Origin of the sequence: Bacteroides ovatus, assembly GCF_001314995.1 — a bacterium.
GTDB classification, from domain to species: Bacteria; Bacteroidota; Bacteroidia; order Bacteroidales; family Bacteroidaceae; genus Bacteroides; species Bacteroides ovatus.
Window position 1 is genome coordinate 4,476,481 of sequence record NZ_CP012938.1, and the last position, 19,541, is coordinate 4,496,021.

Here is a 19,541-nt window from a genome sequence, read left to right on the forward strand (position 1 = left end):
TTTCATTTAATTCATAAAAAGAAAAGGCTATTATGAAACGTTTTCTAAATCTTATTGTATATATACTTACCATACATGTTTCGGCTTTACTGATCGCAGGACTGTTTCGCCTGGTACTTTTTATCTCATCTTATCATCAGTTGACCTCTGAAGCCTTGTCGGATAAGACACTTCCGATGCTTGCTTTTGTGCATGGTGTCTGGTTTGACAATGTGATAGGCTGTTACATACTTCTGTTGCCTCTGGTAGTTGCGGTGGTATGTGGAGTTTGCAACTATTATGGGAAAGCGTTGTTCCGTTTCTTTACGATCTTTTTCAGTGTCTTTTATGGATTGGTTTATTTAATCAGTGCGTCGGACATTCCTTATTTTGCCTATTTCTTTAAACATATCAACTCTTCCATATTCGAATGGTTCGGTTATGCGGGAACTACCGCCGGAATGATATTGGGGGAAAGTGCCTATTATCTGTCCATCGGATTATTCCTTCTCTTTCTGGCCGGATTCGTAGTTTGGCTTATCTATCTGGCACGTTATTTCCATCATCGTAGCCTTACCATTTCCGCTCCGTTTCCTTATTGGAAGCGAGGAGGGGCGGTTCTGATCGGTGCTTGCTTAATCGGACTCTGCATCTTTGGAATCCGGGGGCGTACAGGCTATAACCCGATCAAAGTAAGTGCGGCATATTTCTGTCAGGATGCTTTTCTCAATCAACTGGGAGTAAGTCCTACTTTTAACCTGCTGACGAGTGTGATGGATGATATGAGACCTGAAAATAAATACTTGCATCTGATGGATGAACAGGAAGCCATCACCAAGGCGCAAGCTCTGCTCAACCGTCCGGGAGATGCGAATGTTTCCCCGTTGGCTGTTTATAGGCATGCTGCAAAAGCGGATAGCGTGCAACAACGCCGTCCTAATGTCGTCTTGATTATGATGGAGTCTATGTCCGCCAAGTTTATGAAGCATTTCGGGCAATCGGAGACTTTGACTCCTTTCCTGGATAGCCTGTATACCCGTTCTATCAGTTTCCGCAATTTCTATTCGGCAGGAATCCATACGAACCATGGTTTGTATGCCACCTTGTATTCTTTTCCGGCTATGATGAAACGGAACCTGATGAAAGGCTCTGTCATTCCCCGCTATTCGGGACTGCCTACCGTACTGAAAGAAAACGGCTATTACAACCTTTTCTTTATGACGCATGAAGGACAGTATGATAATATGAACGCTTTCTTCCGGACGAACGGCTATGATGAAGTGTTTTCACAAGAAGACTATCCGGTTGATAAGGTTGTGAATAGCTTTGGAGTGCAGGATGATTTCTTGTATGACTATGCAATTCCGGTATTGAATCAGCGGGCTGCCACCGGACAACCGTTTTTTGCTACTTTACTGTCCATCAGTAATCATCCGCCGTATGTGATACCTCCTTTCTTCCATCCGAAAACAAGTGAACCGGAGATGCAGATCGTTGAGTATGCGGATTGGGCTTTGCGTCAGTTCTTTGAAGAGGCGCGTAAACAACCCTGGTTTGATAATACGATATTCGTATTGGAAGGAGATCATGGCAAACTGGTGGGAGACGCCGAATGTGAACTACCGGAATCTTATAATCATATTCCACTGATGATTTACTCCAGCCGTATTCAGCCGGAAGAGAAAACTGCATTTGGCGGTCAGGTAGATATACAGCCAACAATATTAGGGCTGTTGAATATTGATTATCTACAGAATAATTTTGGAGTGGACTTGCTGAAGGAAGAACGTCCCTGTATGTTCTATACTGCTGACAATATGGTGGTGGGACGCAATGACACGTTACTCTACCTTTATAATTACGAGACTCAGCAGGAACTTACTTATGATATCGGTAACGGCAAATTGAATGCTGTTCCGATGGATGATAGCTTTTTTCCTTTGAAAGAATATAGTTTTTCCATGCTCCAATCGGCGGAGTTCCTTGTGAAGCATGGAAAAACGCTTAATTCTATACCTTTTACTCAACAATAGGAGTCGTTTCGTTATTTTCAGGCTGTTGGTTTTTAACGAACTTGTATATCTTGGCTATTTGCCGGAGTACTCGTTTAGGGGATTCATATACCTCCTCAAACTGATACCCTTCTTTCTCGAATTCGGGAAGATATTTCTCTGCATCATTCGTGCCGATTAACAAGAAACCTTCCGAAGGACGTTTCTCATAGAAGTTGTCGAGACGATTGTGCAGATAGAAATTGAGTTCGAAATAATGTACGGGGTCACCTGCTGCATGCAGACTTTCTTCAATGAATTCGTACATCGTTCCTTCGCTTTCCGGCGCAACCTTTTCTATTTCTGTAGCGATGAATTTGACCGACTTCGAATTTAATGCTGCCGGCTGATAAGCACCGTCCAATGCAAGGTATAATCCCATTGTAAGCACAACGAGAGCGTATAGGAAACGGTTGTTCAATGCATTTTTCCGTTGATAGAACCACCAGTAGATACCGAGAATGGTAGGAATGGCAATCAGGAATAAGGCCCCTGCTCCGCTGATATTCTGTATTGCACGCATGAAATTAATATTGTCCTGCGCGTGACGACCCTGGAAAATAGTTTCAGGGATGAGTCCGCATTTTAATACGATGAAGCAGGTGAACAGTAGCAGGCTGATTACTGCAAGAATACTTCCGTATACCTTGATGACTTTAGATTGCTTCTTGACCAGATAGAATAGATATTTGGCAAGGAAATAAGCAATGAAAGGATAGATCGGCATCAGATATACACTACGTTTGCTCTGCGGAATACAGTAGAAGACGAAGATTACAACGATACTGGTGAAAGAGAATAAATCCACCGGGTCCATATTCTTTATCCATGTGGTGAAGCGTTTCCACCAGGCTGCCGGTTGGATGCTGAATTTATGGTAAGTCAGGCTGAACAGGGAGAGCACGACTAACAGTGTCCAGGGAACGTATCCGGCAAATAGGGTCACAAAATTATAATGCCAGGGGTTCACGCATGAATTGTAACTCATGGTATTAGTCATACGACCGAAGTTTTCTTCCATAACTAATGCCAGGAACTCTTCTCCACCTTGTTGGTAAGCAGCGACATACCAGCAGAAAGGCAGGATGAGTGAAAGAATGGCCCAGGCGGAAAGTAACAAGAATGCTTTGAAGAAGTTGACACCCCGGAGTAACAAGAAGATGCCTACCACTAAACATGGAATGATAGTACCTACCGGTCCTTTAGTCAGTGTTCCGCAACTCATCAGGAGAATGGCCAGCCAGGGAATACCTTTGAGTCCCTTCTCATACCATTTGTAGAGACAATACAGAGCGCCAACGGTGAGCGCTGTCAATACCATATCCACCCGGCAGTTTGCTCCGGCCCGGTGCAGCTCAAAATTAGTCAGGGTAATAAAGGCGGCCAACAACGCCAGTTCCACTCCTTTTCTTTTGGCAAAGAACAGAAAGCCGCAGAGGGTCATGGCGATCAGGGCGATGGCAGACGGCAAGCGGGAGGTCATTTCTGTGACTTGCCCTCCATTCACTGCTGCCGAAACAGCAGCAATGCTCCAGTGGAAGAAAGGCGGTTTGTAAGCCATTTCTCCTCCGTTGTTTCTGGGTAAAATCCAGTTTCCGCTATCCAGCATGGAGTAGGAGACAATAGATTCGCGAGGCTCCCCTTTGGTGTGGTACTCCGATAAACCGAGGAAAGGCAGGATAGTAACTACGCAAATGACTAGTAACAGCCAGAAAGCTTTGTTTGAAGTCAATGTTTTCATCTTTATCTTATATTGAAATTTATGTTCTTTTATTTTCTGCCGAAGTCGGCCGGAATTTCTCCCCATTCTTTCGTTTCCCATTTCAGAATACGGGTGGTATAGGTGTTTCCCTGCAACCATTTTTCTGCCCGTTCAATCAACAGAAAGAGTTCTTCTGTTTCCGGGGTTCGGGGGAGTTTGGTCTTGCACTTTTTCTGTCGCACCCAGCTGATGGCATTCGCGCTGTCACTGTAAATGGGCATATCGAAACCTTTCTTTTTCAGCAACGCCAAACCGTGTACGATGGCTAGAAACTCACCGATATTATTCGTGCCTTTCATCGGGCCGAAATGAAAAATCTCCTGACGGCTGGCAATGTGTACGCCGCGATATTCCATCGGTCCCGGATTACCGCTACAGGCTGCATCGACAGCCAGGCTATTGTCGATCACACAAGAAGGTAAAGTATCTGAAGAAGGTTTAGGACCTCCTGATTTAGCCTTTGCATTCTTGCCGATATAAGCATAGGGAGACATTGTCAACGCGCGTTCCGCTTCTTCGCGCGTATCAAATGATTTGTATTTGGCAGCTTCATATCCTTTGATTTGAAGTTGGCAGTCTGTCCAGGAAGTATAAACTCCGGGGGTGACACCTTCCCATACTACATAAAATTTCTGTTTAGCCATTTTTTCTGACGATAATTTTAGATAGTCAATGAATTGACGCTGCGAAGGTACAAATATATTCTCTAACTGAACAAGTTAGGGGGGCTACTTGTTATAAAAAAAAGAGAGTTTTAAGAATATAAAATAAGAAAGGAACTATTATGGAAAGATCTTTTAGTGAAGCTTTGAAACAACGTCGAACTTACTATTCAATTACTAATCAGTCACCTATATCCGATCAGGAGATCGAATGTATCGTTAATATGACCGTGCGCCACGTACCGTCGGCATTCAATTCGCAATCTACCCGTGTGGTACTTCTATTGGGAGAATCGCATAAGAAATTGTGGCAGATTGTGAAGGACGCATTAAAGAAGATTGTACCGGCTGAAGCGTTTGTCAAGACAGAGGAGAAGATAGATCATTCGTTTGCCTGTGGGTATGGCACTGTATTGTTTTTTGAGGATCAGAAGGTTGTGAAAGGGCTTCAGGAGGCTTTCCCGGCTTATCAGGAGAATTTCCCGGGATGGTCATTGCAGACTTCTGCCATGCACCAGTTAGCTATCTGGGTAATGCTCGAAGATGTAGGTTTCGGAGCATCGCTGCAACACTATAACCCGTTGATTGATGAAGAAGTGCGCCGTGCATGGGATTTGCCGGAACATTGGCATTTGATTGCGGAAATGCCGTTCGGACTTCCTCTCGGCAAACCGGGTGAAAAAGAATTCCAGCCGCTTGAAGAACGGGTGAGAATCTTTAAATAAATCGGGAATGAAGAATGAATAATGAAGAATTGGATGGCATAATGGCTAAAATTCTTTATTCTTCATTCTTCATTCTTCATTAAATGATTAATTTTGTGAGCAAAATTAATCATTTATGGTTCGTATCTTCCTTACCGGCTATATGGGTGCCGGAAAAACGACGTTGGGTAAGGCTTTTGCCCGATATATGAATATACCGTTCATCGATCTGGACTGGTATATTGAAGAGCGTTTTCACAAAACCGTTGGAGAATTATTCATTGAACGAGGCGAAACAGGATTCAGGGAGCTGGAGAGAAATATGCTCCATGAAGTAGCTGAGTTTGAGAATGTGGTAATTTCGACGGGGGGTGGAGCGCCTTGTTTTTATGATAATATGGATTTTATGAACCGGACCGGAAAGACTGTTTTTCTGGAGGTGCATCCGGATGTGTTGTTCAGGCGCTTGCGTGTGGCTAAACAACAACGTCCTATTCTTCAGGGTAAAGAGGATGAAGAACTGAAAGCGTTCATTGTTCAGGCACTCGAGAAGCGTGCTCCTTTTTATCATCAGGCACAATATATCTTTAATGCAGACGAATTGGAAGATCGTTGGCAGATTGAAACATCGGTGCAATGTTTGCGACAACTTTTGGGATTGTAGAAGTAACAGTCGTTATATTTTGTGTAATCGTCATTTGGAAAGCTGTGGAATGTGTGTAATTTGTGCCTGATAATGAATGATTATTGGGAGGAATTTTACTGTATTCAGAAATCAGGTAGTTGTAATGTTCTCTTTTTGTTGGAACTTCGTTTTTTTTGAGACTCTTGTTTGTGCATTCGGTCAATATTTGTACCTTGCACTCGTTATGAGATTTTTTATTGACTAGTAACACAAAATTAAGGTAAAGTTCTATATCATGAAAACTTTAAAAGAGAAATTTGGGGAGTTATCCGCTAAAATTAAAGCATCCGGACAGCCTGCAAGGGTATGGTTTCCGCAGTATACACCGGCTTCATTGTTAAGTGCGGAAAACTGGTGGGAAGCATTGGCTGTATGTGAATATGCTTTGGACACAAAAGAAGACGAGAAATTAACAGAAGATTTTTTTGAACTGATATTCAGTGCTTTTGACTGTAACGTAGAGGTGGAACTCAACGCGGAAGAATATGAATTCTGGTGGGAAAAGGTGATGCAGGTATGCGACCGTGTGGCAGAGTTTAGCGGTGCGGGATGGGCGCAGAAGGGTGCACAATATTCCGAAGCCCGTTATGGAAAGCGGGACATGAGTTATTTGTTTCCATACTACGAGAAGGCCGCCGATATGGGTTGGGCTGAAGCGGAAGCAACTGTTGCCTATTGGCGATACATGGGATTCTATTGCGAACAAGATAAAGAAGAGGGTGAACGGCGTTTTGCAGCTCTCACTTCTCCCGAAGCTATTTTATGGGGAAAGCATTATCGTGCTTTTGCCGAAGAATTTGCAGGGGATAAAGCAAAGGCATTACAGATACGGAATGAACTGCTTGCCGAACTGCCTGAAGGTGAACGTTTGCGTGCTCATGTATATGCATCGTTAGGAGATGCGCTCGACAGAGCGGAAGGTAACGTGGCAGAGGAAGCTGCTTACTACGAAAAAGCCCTGGAAATAGTTCCCAATCTTTATAGTCTTAAAAATCTGGCTACGCTTTATTTCCGTTACCCGGAACTGAATAAACCGAAAGAATTGAGCTTTGAACTTTGGGAAAAGGCTTGGCATGCCGGTGTGTGGTCTGCCGCCAATTTCCTGGGATATAACTATCAGGAGGAGGAATGGCTGGATATGCCTAAGGCGATTGAATGGCTGGAAAAGGGCATGCTTTATTGTGAACCCTACAGTGCGTATGAACTGGCATTGATCTACCTGTATAATGATGAATATAAGAACGTGGAACGTGGACTGATGTGTCTGAACCGTTGCGTGGAGGATGATTATATACAAGGTATCGAAGGACTGGCCAATATTTATTTCAACGGTGATTTGGTGCCGGAAGACATGAATCGCGCGAAAGAGTTGTTGGAGAAAGCCATTGAGTTGGGTTCGGGAAGTGCAGCTTATCGTTTGGGCTGGATGTATGAACGTGGCTTCTTGTCTGAAGAACCGGATTATGTGAAGGCTTTAGAGTTTTATGAAAAAGCGGCTTCACTGAATAATGCCGATGGGTATTGCCGTGTGGCTCTTTATCTGGCTAATGGATATAGCGGTGTGAAGGACCCTGTAAAATCAAGGGAATATTATGAAAAAGCGGCCGAACTGGGTGCTTGCTTTGCCCTTGTGGAACTGGCATTCTTATATGAGAATGGCGATGGAGTGGAGAAGAATTATGAAAAGTCATTTGAACTGATTAGCAAGGCTGCCGAACAGGGTTATCCTTATGCAATGTTCCGTGTAGGTCTTTATATGGAAAAGGGTGTTCTTGGTGAAGTGAAACCGGAAGAGGCCTTTGCCTGGTATACAAAGGCAGCTGAAGCGGACGATAATGATGCGATCTTTGCTTTGGGACGTTGCTATAGAGAAGGTATCGGAACGGAAGAAAATTGGGATAGGGCACTCGAATGGTTTAGTAAAGGGGCGGAAAAGAATGAAGCCCGTTGTCTGACGGAACTGGGGATGGCTTATGAGAATGGTAATGGCGTGGAAGAGAATCCACAGAAGGCAGTGGAATATATGATGAAGGCTGCTGAACAGGATTATGGCTATGCTCAGTTTAAGATGGGAGATTATTATTTCTTCGGTTGCGGTCCCTGTCTGGAAGATAATAAAACGGCAGTGGAATGGTATGAAAAGGCAGTGGCTAATGAGATTCCGATGGCTATGCTGCGTGTGGGTGAGTATTATCTGTATGACTATGATAGCCTGAATGAGTCGGAAAAGGCTTTTGCTTATTTCAAGAAAGCTGCCGAATATGAATGGTATAGTGAAGGACTGGGTATCTGTTATGAAATGGGTATCGGAGTGGAAGAGAATGAAACGGAAGCCTTTAAATATTATACACTGGCTGCGGATAATGGAAATACGACAAGTATGTATCGTACCGGACTTTGCTATTATAACGGAGTAGGTGTGAAACAGAATTATGCTGAGGCCTATCGCTGGTTCACGGATGCGGCGGGGAATGAGAATGTCGCTGCAATTTATTATCTGGGCAAGATGATGATGTATGGCGAAGGTTGTAACCCTGATCCGGAAGCTGCAGTGCAATGGTTGCTGAAAGCTGCCGAGAAAAATAACGATAAAGCACAATTTGAACTTGGAAATGCCTATCTGACAGGAAATGGCGTGGAAGAAAACGATGAAATTGCAATGGAGTGGTTCGAAAAGGCCGCAGAGAATGGCAATGAGAAAGCTCTTAAAATCACCGGAAGGAGGAGGAAGTAAAAGAGGAACATGGAAAAAGAAGGGAATAATCTGTTTCAGGTCAATCTTAAAGGTATGATTGCCCTGTTATCAGAGCACATTTATAGTAACCCGAATACTTTTGTTCGCGAACTGTTGCAGAATTGCGTAGATGCCATCACGGCTCTACGCAATATTGACGAGAATTATAAAGGTCGCATCGATGTCTTTCTGAATGAGGACAAGACAGTGGTATTTCGGGATAATGGTATCGGACTGAAAGAGGAGGAAGTTTATCGCTTTCTGACTGTTATCGGGGAGAGCTCAAAGCGGGATACTCCCGATGCGGACGATTTTATCGGAAGGTTCGGTATCGGATTGTTATCTTGTTTTGTGGTGACCAATGAAATCACCGTAGAGAGTCGTTCTGCAATGGGCGGACAGCCTGTTTGCTGGTGTGGAAAAGTGGATGGGACGTATCAGCTGACTTTATCAGACGAAGAACGGCCCATCGGCTCACAAGTGGTATTGCACCCGAAAGGAGACTGGATGCATCTTTTTGAATATGAAACATTTAAGAAGATACTGGTCGGTTACGGAGAAGTGCTGCCGTATCCTATCTATCTGCATTATCAGGGGGAAGAGGAGTTGGTAAATACGCCTTCGCCTGTATGGCTTGACCCGAAGGCGACTCGTAAGGAGTTGCTGGATTATGGAGCGAAAGTGTTTCAATCGTCTGCTCTCGATGCTTTCCGGATCTATACTGAAAGCGGCAAGGTGGAAGGGGTGCTTTATGTCCTGCCTTTCCGTACACAATTTTCAGTGCGCAACTCTCATAAGGTCTATCTCAAACGTATGCTGTTGAGTGAGGATGATTGCAATCTGTTGCCGTCGTGGGCTTTCTTTATCCGTTGTCTGGTGAATGCGGACGGGTTGCTGTCTACCGCTTCCCGGGAGTCTTTGGTGAGTAATGACCAACTGAAAGATGCCCGGAAAGAGATCGGGGTGGCTATCAAGGATTATCTGCGGGGATTGGTGCAGAATGACCGTGCCATGTTCAATCGGATTCTGGATGTTCATCACTTTCATATCAAGGCGATTGCTTCGGAGGATAATGAATTGCTTCGTTTGTTTATGGATTATCTTCCTTTTGAAACCAATAAGGGTTTGCGTAGCTTTGGAAGTATTCGTTCGGCAAGCAATGTGATATGTTATACCAAGAATCTGGAGGATTTCCGGCAAGTGCGGCGTATAGCCGGAGCACAGGGTTGGCTGGTCGTGAATGCTGCTTATACGTTTGATGAAACGTTGTTGAAAAAGTATGTCCGCCTGAATCCGGAACTTACTTTGGATGAAATATCTCCTTCACGGTTGCTGGAGCAGTTTGGTGAAGTGGAGGCGAACCAGGAGTTTCAGGCTTTTGAGGTGAAAGCGAACGAGTTGTTGAAGCGATTTGGCTGTATCTGTCGTCTGAAGCATTTTACTCCGGTGGATATTCCGGTTATTTTTGTGGCGGAGGAAAAGGAGAATGCCGCTAAAAGTGCTAATAATCCGTTGGCGGCTGTACTGGGAGCTGTGAATACTACAAAGCAGATTCCGCCGACACTCACTTTCAATGCGGATAATGAAATGGTGCAGACCTTATTGCAAATACAAGGAGACAATAAACTGTTTCAGCATGTGGTGCATATATTGTATGTACAATCGCTTCTGCAAGGTAAATATCCGGTAAACAGCGAAGAAATGGAGCTTTTCAACCATTCGCTAAGTGAACTGATGACTTCGAAAATGAATGATTTTATAAATTTCCTGAATTAAAAAAGAGTATGAGATACACACTTGAAATACAAAAATTGCTGTTGCAGACACAGAATGACAACCTGCATCCCCGCGAAAAAGCCAATCTATTGAAAGAAGCTATCCGCATCGCCGATGAGAACGAAGATGTGGAATGGGCTACGGAGTTGAGACTGGATCTTATTTATGAACTGAATCTTCTTTCGGCGGATGCTGAAGAGATTACCGTGTTCTCTAAAATTCTGGATGATTACGAGAACCACAAGGATGTGATTAAGGAAGATGACTTGTTGTGGAAATATAAGTGGATATGGGCTTGTACGTTCGATCTTCCGGAGATCCCGATGGAGCAGGTACAGGCAATTGGGGAGGATTATAAAACCCGTATCCTCCGGAACGGGTATTCTTTGCGGAGTTATTATCACCGCTGGTCTGTGGAATGTGTCTGGATGCGGCAGTATGACAAGGCGAAAGAATACATTGATAAAATGTTGAATGAGAAGATAGACGATCAGTCGTGTGAGGCTTGTGAATTGAACTTTATGCTGGATTATTATCTGGAAACGGGACAGTTTGATGAGGCTTACAGCCGCGCGCAACCGTTGATTAATAAGCAGGTCACTTGTTATGAAGCCAATTTGCGGGCCTATTTGAAGCTTGCTTATTATGCGCAGAAAGCAGGTAAACCGGAGATTGCCGCCGATATGTGTGCACGTGCCGAAGAAGCATTGGTGGGAAGAGAGAAGGATGAATATCTTTTGCTCTATCTGGGATTGTTTATTGCCTATAATATGATGACGAAGCCGGAAAGAGCTTGGGAATATGCCGAACGCTGTATCGGTTGGAGTTTGCGTACTAATACGCTGAAGAGTTATCGTTTCTCCTGTGATATGGTAGAGGCTCTGAAATATGAAACCCGTCCGGAAGTCTCGTTGTCTTTGCCGGAAGAGTTCCCGCTTTATCGTCCGGATGGGATTTATCAGGTAAACGAACTTCGCAATTATTTCTATCAACAGGCAGAAGAGCTGGCACGTCGCTATGACGCCCGTAACGGAAATAGTGGTTATATGGACCGTTTGAAAGATTTAATGTCTAATTAATTGCCAACATGTAGATTAATCCGTATTTTTGCCGTCCAATTATTTACTAAAAACACTGAATAACAGAAAATGAGAAAGTGGCGTATTGAAGATTCTGAGGAACTCTACAACATCACAGGTTGGGGTACCTCGTACTTTGGTATTAATGACAAAGGTCATGTAGTTGTTACACCTCGTAGAGACGGAGTGACTGTCGATCTGAAAGAACTGGTCGATGAGTTGCAATTGCGTGATGTGGCTTCTCCCATGTTGATACGTTTTCCGGATATTTTGGACAACCGTATTGAAAAGATGTCTTCCTGCTTTAAACAAGCGGCCGAAGAGTATGGTTATAAAGCCGAGAACTTTATAATTTATCCGATTAAGGTCAACCAAATGCGCCCGGTGGTGGAAGAGATTATCAGCCACGGAAAGAAGTTCAATCTCGGACTGGAAGCCGGTTCCAAACCGGAACTCCATGCAGTGATTGCGGTCAATACGGATTCTGACTCATTGATTGTCTGTAACGGATATAAAGACGAAAGTTACATCGAACTGGCTTTGCTTGCCCAGAAAATGGGTAAACGTATCTTCCTCGTTGTAGAGAAGATGAACGAACTGAAGCTGATTGCAAAGATGGCAAAACAGCTGAATGTGCAGCCTAACATCGGTATACGTATCAAACTCGCTTCTTCCGGTAGCGGAAAGTGGGAAGAGTCTGGAGGTGATGCCAGCAAATTCGGCTTGACTTCCAGTGAACTTCTCGAAGCGCTCGACTTCCTGGAGAGCAAAGGGATGAAGGATTGTTTGAAACTGATTCATTTCCATATCGGTAGTCAGGTGACAAAGATACGTCGTATTAAAACGGCTTTGCGTGAGGCTTCACAGTTCTACGTGCAGCTACATTCGATGGGATTCAATGTGGAGTTTGTAGATATTGGCGGTGGACTCGGAGTGGATTATGACGGAACCCGTTCGTCCAATAGCGAAGGCAGCGTGAATTATTCCATCCAGGAATATGTAAACGACTCTATTTCTACTTTGGTGGACGTGAGCGATAAAAATGGTATCCCACACCCGAATATCATAACGGAGAGTGGACGCGCATTGACGGCACATCATTCTGTTCTTATCTTTGAGGTACTTGAAACCGCTACATTGCCCGAATGGGATGACGAGGAGGAAATTGCTCCGGATGCACACGAATTGGTGCAGGAGTTATATGGAATCTGGGATTCGCTGAATCAGAATAAGATGTTGGAAGCATGGCACGATGCGCAGCAGATCAGAGAGGAAGCGCTGGACTTGTTCAGTCATGGAATCGTAGATCTGAAAACCCGTGCACAAATCGAGCGTCTGTATTGGTCTATTACACGTGAGATTAATCAGATTGCCGGCGGTTTGAAGCATGCGCCTGATGAATTCCGCGGACTGTCTAAGTTGCTTGCCGATAAATATTTCTGTAATTTCTCGCTCTTCCAGTCGCTTCCCGACTCTTGGGCGATTGACCAGATATTCCCGATCATGCCTATCCAGCGATTGGATGAGAAACCGGAACGTTCGGCTACCTTGCAAGATATAACCTGCGACTCGGACGGCAAAATTGCCAACTTTATCTCTACCCGTAACGTGGCTCATTATCTGCCTGTACATGCACTGAAGAAAACAGAACCTTATTATGTGGCTGTGTTCCTGGTGGGAGCTTATCAGGAGATTTTGGGAGATATGCATAATTTGTTTGGTGATACGAATGCCGTGCATGTTTCGGTGAACGAGAAAGGATATAATATCGAACAGATTATCGACGGAGAAACGGTAGCGGAGGTGTTGGACTATGTGCAGTACAATCCGAAGAAACTGGTACGTACGCTCGAAACTTGGGTGACGAAATCAGTGAAAGAAGGAAAGATTTCTTTGGAAGAAGGAAAAGAATTCCTTTCCAACTATCGTTCGGGGCTTTACGGATATACTTATTTGGAATAACCGGCAGGGTGCCGGAGCCGGATTCTCCATTCGGTGAACTTATTAGAAATCAAGAAATGAGAGAAAAACTAACAGTTATTAAGGTGGGTGGCAAAATCGTAGAAGAGGAAGCCACCCTTCGTCAGTTGTTAAATGACTTTGCCGCTATCGACGGACATAAAGTGTTGGTTCATGGTGGCGGTCGTTCGGCAACAAAGATTGCCGCACAACTGGGTATTGAAAGCAAGATGGTAAATGGTCGTCGGATTACCGATGCCGAAACATTGAAAGTCGTAACGATGGTGTATGGCGGATTGGTGAATAAAAATATTGTGGCAGGTCTGCAAGCACGCGGAGTCAATGCACTCGGATTGACCGGTGCGGATATGAATGTAATCCGTTCGGTGAAACGTCCGGTGAAAGAAGTAGACTACGGGTTTGTGGGAGATGTGGAACAGGTGGACGCTACTTTATTGTCGGATTTGATACATAAAGGCGTTGTTCCTGTGATGGCTCCATTGACGCACGACGGCCACGGCAATATGCTGAATACGAATGCAGATACCATTGCCGGAGAAACGGCGAAAGCGTTGTCGGCCCTGTTTGATGTGACATTGGTATATTGTTTTGAGAAGAAAGGCGTGTTGCGTGACGAGAATGATGACGACAGTGTGATTCCCCAAATCACCCGTGCCGAATTTGAACAATATGTAGCTGATGGCGTTATTCAGGGAGGTATGATTCCCAAGTTGGAGAATTCTTTTGAAGCAATAAATGCAGGAGTATCTGAAGTGGTAATCACCTTAGCATCAGCGATTAATAACTCTGGTGGAACAAGAATAAAAAAATAATTCAAAAAAAAGTAGTGGGCGACTGTAACTTTTCATATCCTAGCCCGTCATTATTATAGAGATGCAAGAAATCAGCTTCCGAAACGATATTTTGCCGTTGAAGGATAAACTCTTTCGATTGGCTCTCAGAATCACCCTGGATAGGGCCGAAGCCGAGGATGTCGTTCAGGACACCATGATAAGAGTGTGGAATAAGCGTGATGAGTGGTCTCAATTTGAATCGGTCGAAGCCTATTGCCTGACAGTGGCAAAGAATCTGGCGATAGATAGAAGTCAAAAGAAAGAAGCTCAAAACGTGGAACTCACCCCCGAGATGGAGGAAGAACCTGATGCAAACAGTCCGTATGACCAGATGATTCATGATGAAAGAATGAACATTATTAATAGACTGGTAAACGAACTTCCCGAAAAACAGCGGCTTATCATGCAACTGAGGGACATTGAAGGTGAAAGCTATAAGAAAATTGCAGGGTTGCTGAATCTGACAGAGGAACAAGTTAAAGTGAACCTCTTCAGAGCCAGACAAAAAGTAAAACAAAGGTATTTAGAAATTGACGAATATGGATTATAAGGATATAGAACAGCTCCTGGAGCGATACTGGCAATGCGAAACTTCCGTTGAGGAGGAAGCAACATTGCGCGACTTCTTCGCAAAGGAGGAAGTTCCTGCTCATTTGCTTCGCTATAAAAACCTGTTTGTTTATCAACAGGTTCAGCAGGAAGTAGGACTGGGCGAAGACTTTGATACACGTATTCTGGCAGAGGTGGAGCCTACGGTCGTAAAAGCGAAACGCTTGACACTGACCGGTCGTTTTATTCCTCTGTTCAAAGCCGCTGCCGTGATTGCAATCATCCTTTCTTTGGGGAATGTGGCACAACATTCTTTCTCCGGAGATGACGGAAGTGTATTGGCAACGGATACCATTGGTAAACAAGTAACAGCACCATCGGTCGCTATTTCAAATGATGTGAAAGCGGAACAGGTTCTAGCCGATAGTTTGGCGAGGGTTAACCACAAGGTGCAAGTTATAAACGAATAGACATTTTCATTTGCTTTAAACATATAATATAGTTAGTGTGCTTAATTAAAACAACAACGAAGGCGAAACTGTGAAGTTTTCAATTCTCTCAAATTTTTATAATAAAACTAACTAAATAAATGGGCTACCGCGCGATGCAGTAGCCCTTTTATGCTTTTAGACTGTATTTGTTCAAATTGTCTTTATTTGATCTGCCGTATGTTTTTCCGTGGAGCATCCACTTCTTGTGGATTGCCTTTATAGGCAATATCGCCACTTCCTTTCACGCGGGCAACCAGTTTTTGACTTGCATAACAACTGATGTTTCCGGATCCACTGATACTTGCATCCGTATTCTCTGCTTCTAAATCTGCAGCCTGAATGTTTCCCGATCCGGCAATAGCATATTTTGCTTGAATGGCTTTACCTTTAAGATTAATATTACCCGAACCTGAAATTCCTGCCTGACATTCCTGGCTCTCTATTTGTTGCAGTCTAACATCTCCCGATCCGTTAATTGAAACAGCCATTCTTCGGCAATTAAGCCCTTCTCCCTGAATGTTCCCCGAACCATTTATATGGAACTCGATATCTTTAGAGGTTTGTATTCCATTGATTAATTTTATATTTCCCGATCCGTTGATTGACAGCTTATTCAGTTCCGGAGCAAAAACTTTTATTTCCAGTTTTCCTTTCCATATACTGACATTCTTCTTGAATTTTATCATTAATGTATTACCGTCTACATACGTTTCTACAAGTGGTATAATGTTGTCGGAACCATGTATCTCCACGTGACTGCGTGTGTCTTGGTGATAACTGATATTGGCACTTCCCAATAGTTTGATTTCATTGAAATGATCGGCTTTTACTTCTTGGGAGATGTAGTTTTTGCTGCCTACTACGTGTTTTCCCTGCAAGCAAGAGCCGGCAGTAAGTACTAGAGACAATCCGGTGACTAATACGAGCAATAAACTTGTTTTCATAATTATGTTTTTCTATGATTGATATGACAGTTAGACGGAAGAAACTGATATAAAGTTGCATCTTCCGCGAAGTTTTTCATTGGAATCTTCTTTTTTATTACTTTTGTGGCTGTTGATAGGAGGATTATAATGGATAAGATCGTAGAAGATGACGAATTAGGACGTCTGATAGTGCGTGTCAATTCACGTGCGAGGAGTCTTGTGTTTCGTACAAAGAGTGATGCTGTTTATGTTTCAGTTCCTCCCGGCACTACATTGAAAGAAGTGAAGCAGGCAATCGAGAATCTGCGTGGTAAACTTCTGGCCTCCCGTCAAAAATTAGCCCGGCCATTGATTGATTTGGACTATAAAATTGATGCGGAACACTTTAAGTTGTCCTTGGTGTCCGGTGAAAAGGATCAGTTTCTGGCTAATTCCCGGTTGGGGGTTATGGAAATTGTTTGTCCGCCTCATGCGGATTTTACGGACGAGAAACTGCAAAGCTGGTTGCATAAGGTGATTGAAGAATCGTTGAGGCGGAATGCGAAAAGTATCCTTCCTTCACGTTTGGCTTCCTTGTCCAAGCAATGCGGACTTCCTTATTCGAGTGTGAAAATAAACTCCAGTCAGGGCAGATGGGGCAGTTGCTCGGCTCGAAAGGATATTAATTTGTCCTATTACCTGGTTCTGTTACCTTCTCATTTGATAGACTACGTGTTGCTGCACGAATTATGTCATACGCGCGAGATGAATCATAGCGAACGATTTTGGGTATTGCTCAATCAATTTACAGAAGGAAAAGCATTGGCTTTGCGGGGGGAATTGAGAAAGTATCGTACGGAGATTTAGAATACTTTATTGCCAGGATAGTGCTATCGTGTTGGCACACTTGTGTCAACACGCTGGCACAGTCGTGACAATGCGATGGCATGGTTGTGCCAATATGGTGGCACAGACTTAGTTAATACCTTTATTACTTGGCTAATTGTTTAATCCCGTCTGATTCTTTTTCGAACTGATAAGTTCCTCCTTTTTCACTAAGATCAAACGTAGACACTAATTCTGTGTTATTATCTACAATCAACAAGGCGCTCTGTTCGGCAAAACGTCCTATTTCTACAGTGTAAGGTTCTTCCGACATGGTTTTGTTGGAGATCAGACTGTCGTTGACAAATAATGAGATAGAATCTCCGGCAAAACCTTTTACCAGACTGATCGTATAGCTTTCGATGAAATGACGTTCTTCCTGCTTTTCCCGTTGTAGCCGCATGCTCATATAGACAAAAATAACCACGACAAAAATGACGGCAAAAGCAAGAATTCCGTTACCTACCATAAACTGTTTATTTGTGTTGAGACGATGTGCCATAGTCGTTATTTTTTGAATTACGGCGTAAAGATACGAATATAGCACTGTTAATTCATACTTTTTTTCTTTAATGTTTTGTAGTCGAACAGATTATTTATATCTTTGCAACCGAAAACGGATGAAAGGTGGAGGGGCAATTAAGCTCCTTTTTTTGTTCTTATATAGCTAATAAATGATAGAAAAGAAAACTGTTTGTCAGATTGTAGAAGAGTGGCTGGAAGGAAAAGACTACTTTTTAGTAGAGGTAACCGTGAGCCCGGATGACAAGATTGTGGTTGAAATAGACCATGCAGAAGGTGTTTGGATTGAAGATTGCGTGGAGCTTAGCCGCTTCATAGAGTCGAAACTGAACCGCGAAGAGGAAGATTATGAACTGGAAGTAGGGTCGGCTGGGATCGGACAACCCTTTAAAGTTCTGCAACAGTATTATATCCACATCGGACAAGAGGTGGAAGTGCTGACCGGAGACGGACGGAAGCTGGCCGGTATACTGAAAGATGCCGATGAAGAGAAGTTTACGGTAGGCGTACAAAAGAAAGTAAAAACCGAAGGATCAAAGCGCCCGAAATTGGTAGAAGAGGACGAAACCTTCACTTATGAGCAAATAAAATATACTAAATACTTAATTAGCTTTAAATAGTTATGGCCAAAAAAGAAGAAACAATCAGCTTGATTGATACATTTTCGGAATTTAAGGAACTGAAGAATATCGATAGAACGACGATGGTTAGCGTACTCGAAGAGTCGTTCCGTAGCGTAATCGCGAAAATGTTTGGCACCGATGAAAATTACGACGTAATCGTGAACCCGGACAAGGGTGACTTCGAGATATGGCGTAACCGTGAAGTTGTGGCCGATGAAGATTTGACTAACCCGAATATGCAGATTTCGTTGAGCGAAGCACAGAAAATTGATGCTTCTTACGAAGAAGGTGAAGAGGTGACTGACGAGGTTATCTTTGCCAAGTTCGGACGTCGTGCGATCCTGAATCTTCGCCAGACACTGGCTTCCAAGATTCTGGAACTCGAAAAAGACAGTATTTATAATAAATATATAGATAAGGTAGGTACTATCATCAATGCAGAAGTATATCAGATCTGGAAAAAAGAGATGTTGCTTTTAGACGATGAAGGAAACGAATTGCTGTTACCTAAGACCGAACAAATTCCGAGCGACTTTTATCGTAAAGGTGAAACGGCCCGTGCAGTAGTTGCCCGCGTGGATAACAAGAATAATAATCCTAAGATTATCTTGTCACGTACTTCTCCCGTTTTCCTGCAACGCCTGTTCGAGATGGAAGTACCCGAAATTAATGATGGTTTGATTACCATCAAGAAGATTGCCCGTATCCCCGGCGAACGTGCCAAGATCGCGGTGGAATCTTACGATGACAGAATCGACCCTGTAGGAGCCTGTGTAGGTGTAAAGGGAAGTCGTATTCATGGCATTGTTCGTGAACTTCGCAATGAGAACATCGACGTAATCAATTATACATCGAACATCTCATTGTTTATACAGCGCGCTTTAAGCCCGGCTAAGATTTCTTCTATTCGTCTGAACGAGGAAGAGAAGAAAGCAGAGGTATTCCTCAAACCGGAAGAAGTTTCGCTGGCTATCGGTAAAGGCGGTTTGAATATCAAACTGGCCAGTATGTTAACTGAGTACACTATCGACGTGTTCCGTGAGTTGGATGAGAATGTAGCTGACGAAGATATCTATCTCGACGAGTTTAGAGACGAAATCGACGGATGGGTGATCGACGCTATCAAAGCTATCGGCATCGATACAGCGAAGGCTGTGTTGAATGCTCCTCGTGAGATGTTGATTGAAAAGACGGACTTGGAAGAAGAGACAGTGGACGAGGTAATACGCATTTTGAAATCGGAGTTTGAAGAAGAAGATCCTTCAATTGAAAATAAAGATGAAATTAAAGATTAAAAGTTGCGATACAATATAATGCAGCA

17 protein-coding genes are annotated in these 19,541 nt (G+C 43.5%); 13 read left to right on the forward strand and 4 right to left on the reverse strand.

The window, feature by feature from the left end; genetic code table 11:
- Nucleotides 1–32: 32 nt before the first annotated feature.
- Nucleotides 33–2,012, forward strand: coding sequence for an LTA synthase family protein (locus Bovatus_RS17170; protein ID WP_004298271.1), 1,980 nt, complete (start codon nucleotides 33–35; stop codon nucleotides 2,010–2,012).
- Here the strand turns inward: Bovatus_RS17170 and Bovatus_RS17175 are convergent.
- On the reverse strand, nucleotides 1,999–3,771 hold the full coding sequence (locus tag Bovatus_RS17175) for an ArnT family glycosyltransferase (RefSeq protein ID WP_004322482.1): 1,773 nt from the start codon (nucleotides 3,769–3,771) through the stop codon (nucleotides 1,999–2,001). The two genes, Bovatus_RS17170 and Bovatus_RS17175, sit on opposite strands and share 14 nt — an antisense overlap.
- A gap of 29 nt (nucleotides 3,772–3,800) precedes the next feature.
- Nucleotides 3,801–4,436 carry a ribonuclease H1 domain-containing protein gene (locus tag Bovatus_RS17180; protein WP_004298269.1) on the reverse strand — a complete coding sequence of 212 codons (636 nt, stop codon included), beginning with the start codon at nucleotides 4,434–4,436 and terminating at the stop codon, nucleotides 3,801–3,803.
- Nucleotides 4,437–4,576: 140 nt separating this feature from the next.
- On the opposite strand from Bovatus_RS17180, the gene Bovatus_RS17185 reads away from it, so the two are divergent.
- From Bovatus_RS17185 to Bovatus_RS17225, 9 genes are all read left to right on the forward strand, one after another.
- Nucleotides 4,577–5,179: a nitroreductase family protein gene (locus Bovatus_RS17185; protein WP_004298268.1), complete on the forward strand. Its 603-nt coding sequence runs from the start codon at nucleotides 4,577–4,579 to the stop codon at nucleotides 5,177–5,179.
- 115 nt (nucleotides 5,180–5,294) lie between these two features.
- A complete protein-coding gene (locus tag Bovatus_RS17190) occupies nucleotides 5,295–5,822 on the forward strand; it encodes a shikimate kinase (protein WP_004298267.1) in 528 nt (175 codons plus the stop codon).
- Between the two features lie 256 nt (nucleotides 5,823–6,078).
- A complete protein-coding gene (locus Bovatus_RS17195; protein ID WP_004298266.1) occupies nucleotides 6,079–8,577 on the forward strand; it encodes a tetratricopeptide repeat protein in 2,499 nt (832 codons plus the stop codon).
- Between the two features lie 9 nt (nucleotides 8,578–8,586).
- Nucleotides 8,587–10,353, forward strand: coding sequence for an HSP90 family protein (locus tag Bovatus_RS17200; protein WP_004298265.1), 1,767 nt, complete (start codon nucleotides 8,587–8,589; stop codon nucleotides 10,351–10,353).
- A gap of 8 nt (nucleotides 10,354–10,361) precedes the next feature.
- Nucleotides 10,362–11,432, forward strand: a complete 1,071-nt coding sequence (locus Bovatus_RS17205; RefSeq protein ID WP_004298264.1) for a tetratricopeptide repeat protein — start codon at nucleotides 10,362–10,364, stop codon at nucleotides 11,430–11,432.
- A gap of 69 nt (nucleotides 11,433–11,501) precedes the next feature.
- Nucleotides 11,502–13,394 carry a biosynthetic arginine decarboxylase gene (gene speA, locus Bovatus_RS17210; protein WP_004298263.1) on the forward strand — a complete coding sequence of 631 codons (1,893 nt, stop codon included), beginning with the start codon at nucleotides 11,502–11,504 and terminating at the stop codon, nucleotides 13,392–13,394.
- Nucleotides 13,395–13,450: 56 nt separating this feature from the next.
- Nucleotides 13,451–14,224 (forward strand): acetylglutamate kinase, encoded by a 774-nt coding sequence (gene argB / locus Bovatus_RS17215; RefSeq protein WP_004322481.1) that lies wholly within the window; start codon nucleotides 13,451–13,453, stop codon nucleotides 14,222–14,224.
- Nucleotides 14,225–14,285: 61 nt separating this feature from the next.
- Nucleotides 14,286–14,795 (forward strand): RNA polymerase sigma factor, encoded by a 510-nt coding sequence (locus tag Bovatus_RS17220; RefSeq protein ID WP_004298261.1) that lies wholly within the window; start codon nucleotides 14,286–14,288, stop codon nucleotides 14,793–14,795.
- Nucleotides 14,785–15,264 carry a hypothetical protein gene (locus Bovatus_RS17225; RefSeq protein WP_004298260.1) on the forward strand — a complete coding sequence of 160 codons (480 nt, stop codon included), beginning with the start codon at nucleotides 14,785–14,787 and terminating at the stop codon, nucleotides 15,262–15,264. Before Bovatus_RS17220 ends, Bovatus_RS17225 begins: the two co-directional genes overlap by 11 nt.
- Nucleotides 15,265–15,446: 182 nt before the next feature.
- Here the strand turns inward: Bovatus_RS17225 and Bovatus_RS17230 are convergent, their stop codons facing one another.
- A complete protein-coding gene (locus tag Bovatus_RS17230; RefSeq protein WP_004298259.1) occupies nucleotides 15,447–16,229 on the reverse strand; it encodes a head GIN domain-containing protein in 783 nt (260 codons plus the stop codon).
- 129 nt (nucleotides 16,230–16,358) lie between these two features.
- Here Bovatus_RS17230 and Bovatus_RS17235 point away from each other — a divergent pair, with 129 nt between their 5' ends.
- Complete coding sequence (locus Bovatus_RS17235; RefSeq protein WP_004298258.1) at nucleotides 16,359–17,057, forward strand: YgjP family zinc-dependent metalloprotease; 699 nt, start codon at nucleotides 16,359–16,361, stop codon at nucleotides 17,055–17,057.
- 124 nt (nucleotides 17,058–17,181) lie between these two features.
- On the opposite strand, the gene Bovatus_RS17240 is transcribed toward Bovatus_RS17235, so the two are convergent.
- The gene (locus tag Bovatus_RS17240) at nucleotides 17,182–17,577 is read right to left on the reverse strand and encodes a hypothetical protein (RefSeq protein ID WP_004298257.1); all 396 of its coding nucleotides are present in this window, start codon (nucleotides 17,575–17,577) and stop codon (nucleotides 17,182–17,184) included.
- A 172-nt stretch (nucleotides 17,578–17,749) separates the two neighbouring features.
- On the opposite strand from Bovatus_RS17240, the gene rimP reads away from it, so the two are divergent.
- Both rimP and nusA read left to right on the forward strand, forming a co-directional pair.
- Nucleotides 17,750–18,217, forward strand: coding sequence for a ribosome assembly cofactor RimP (rimP, locus tag Bovatus_RS17245; protein ID WP_004298256.1), 468 nt, complete (start codon nucleotides 17,750–17,752; stop codon nucleotides 18,215–18,217).
- Nucleotides 18,218–18,219: 2 nt separating this feature from the next.
- Nucleotides 18,220–19,515, forward strand: coding sequence for a transcription termination factor NusA (gene nusA, locus Bovatus_RS17250; protein ID WP_004298255.1), 1,296 nt, complete (start codon nucleotides 18,220–18,222; stop codon nucleotides 19,513–19,515).
- Nucleotides 19,516–19,541 lie beyond the last annotated feature (26 nt).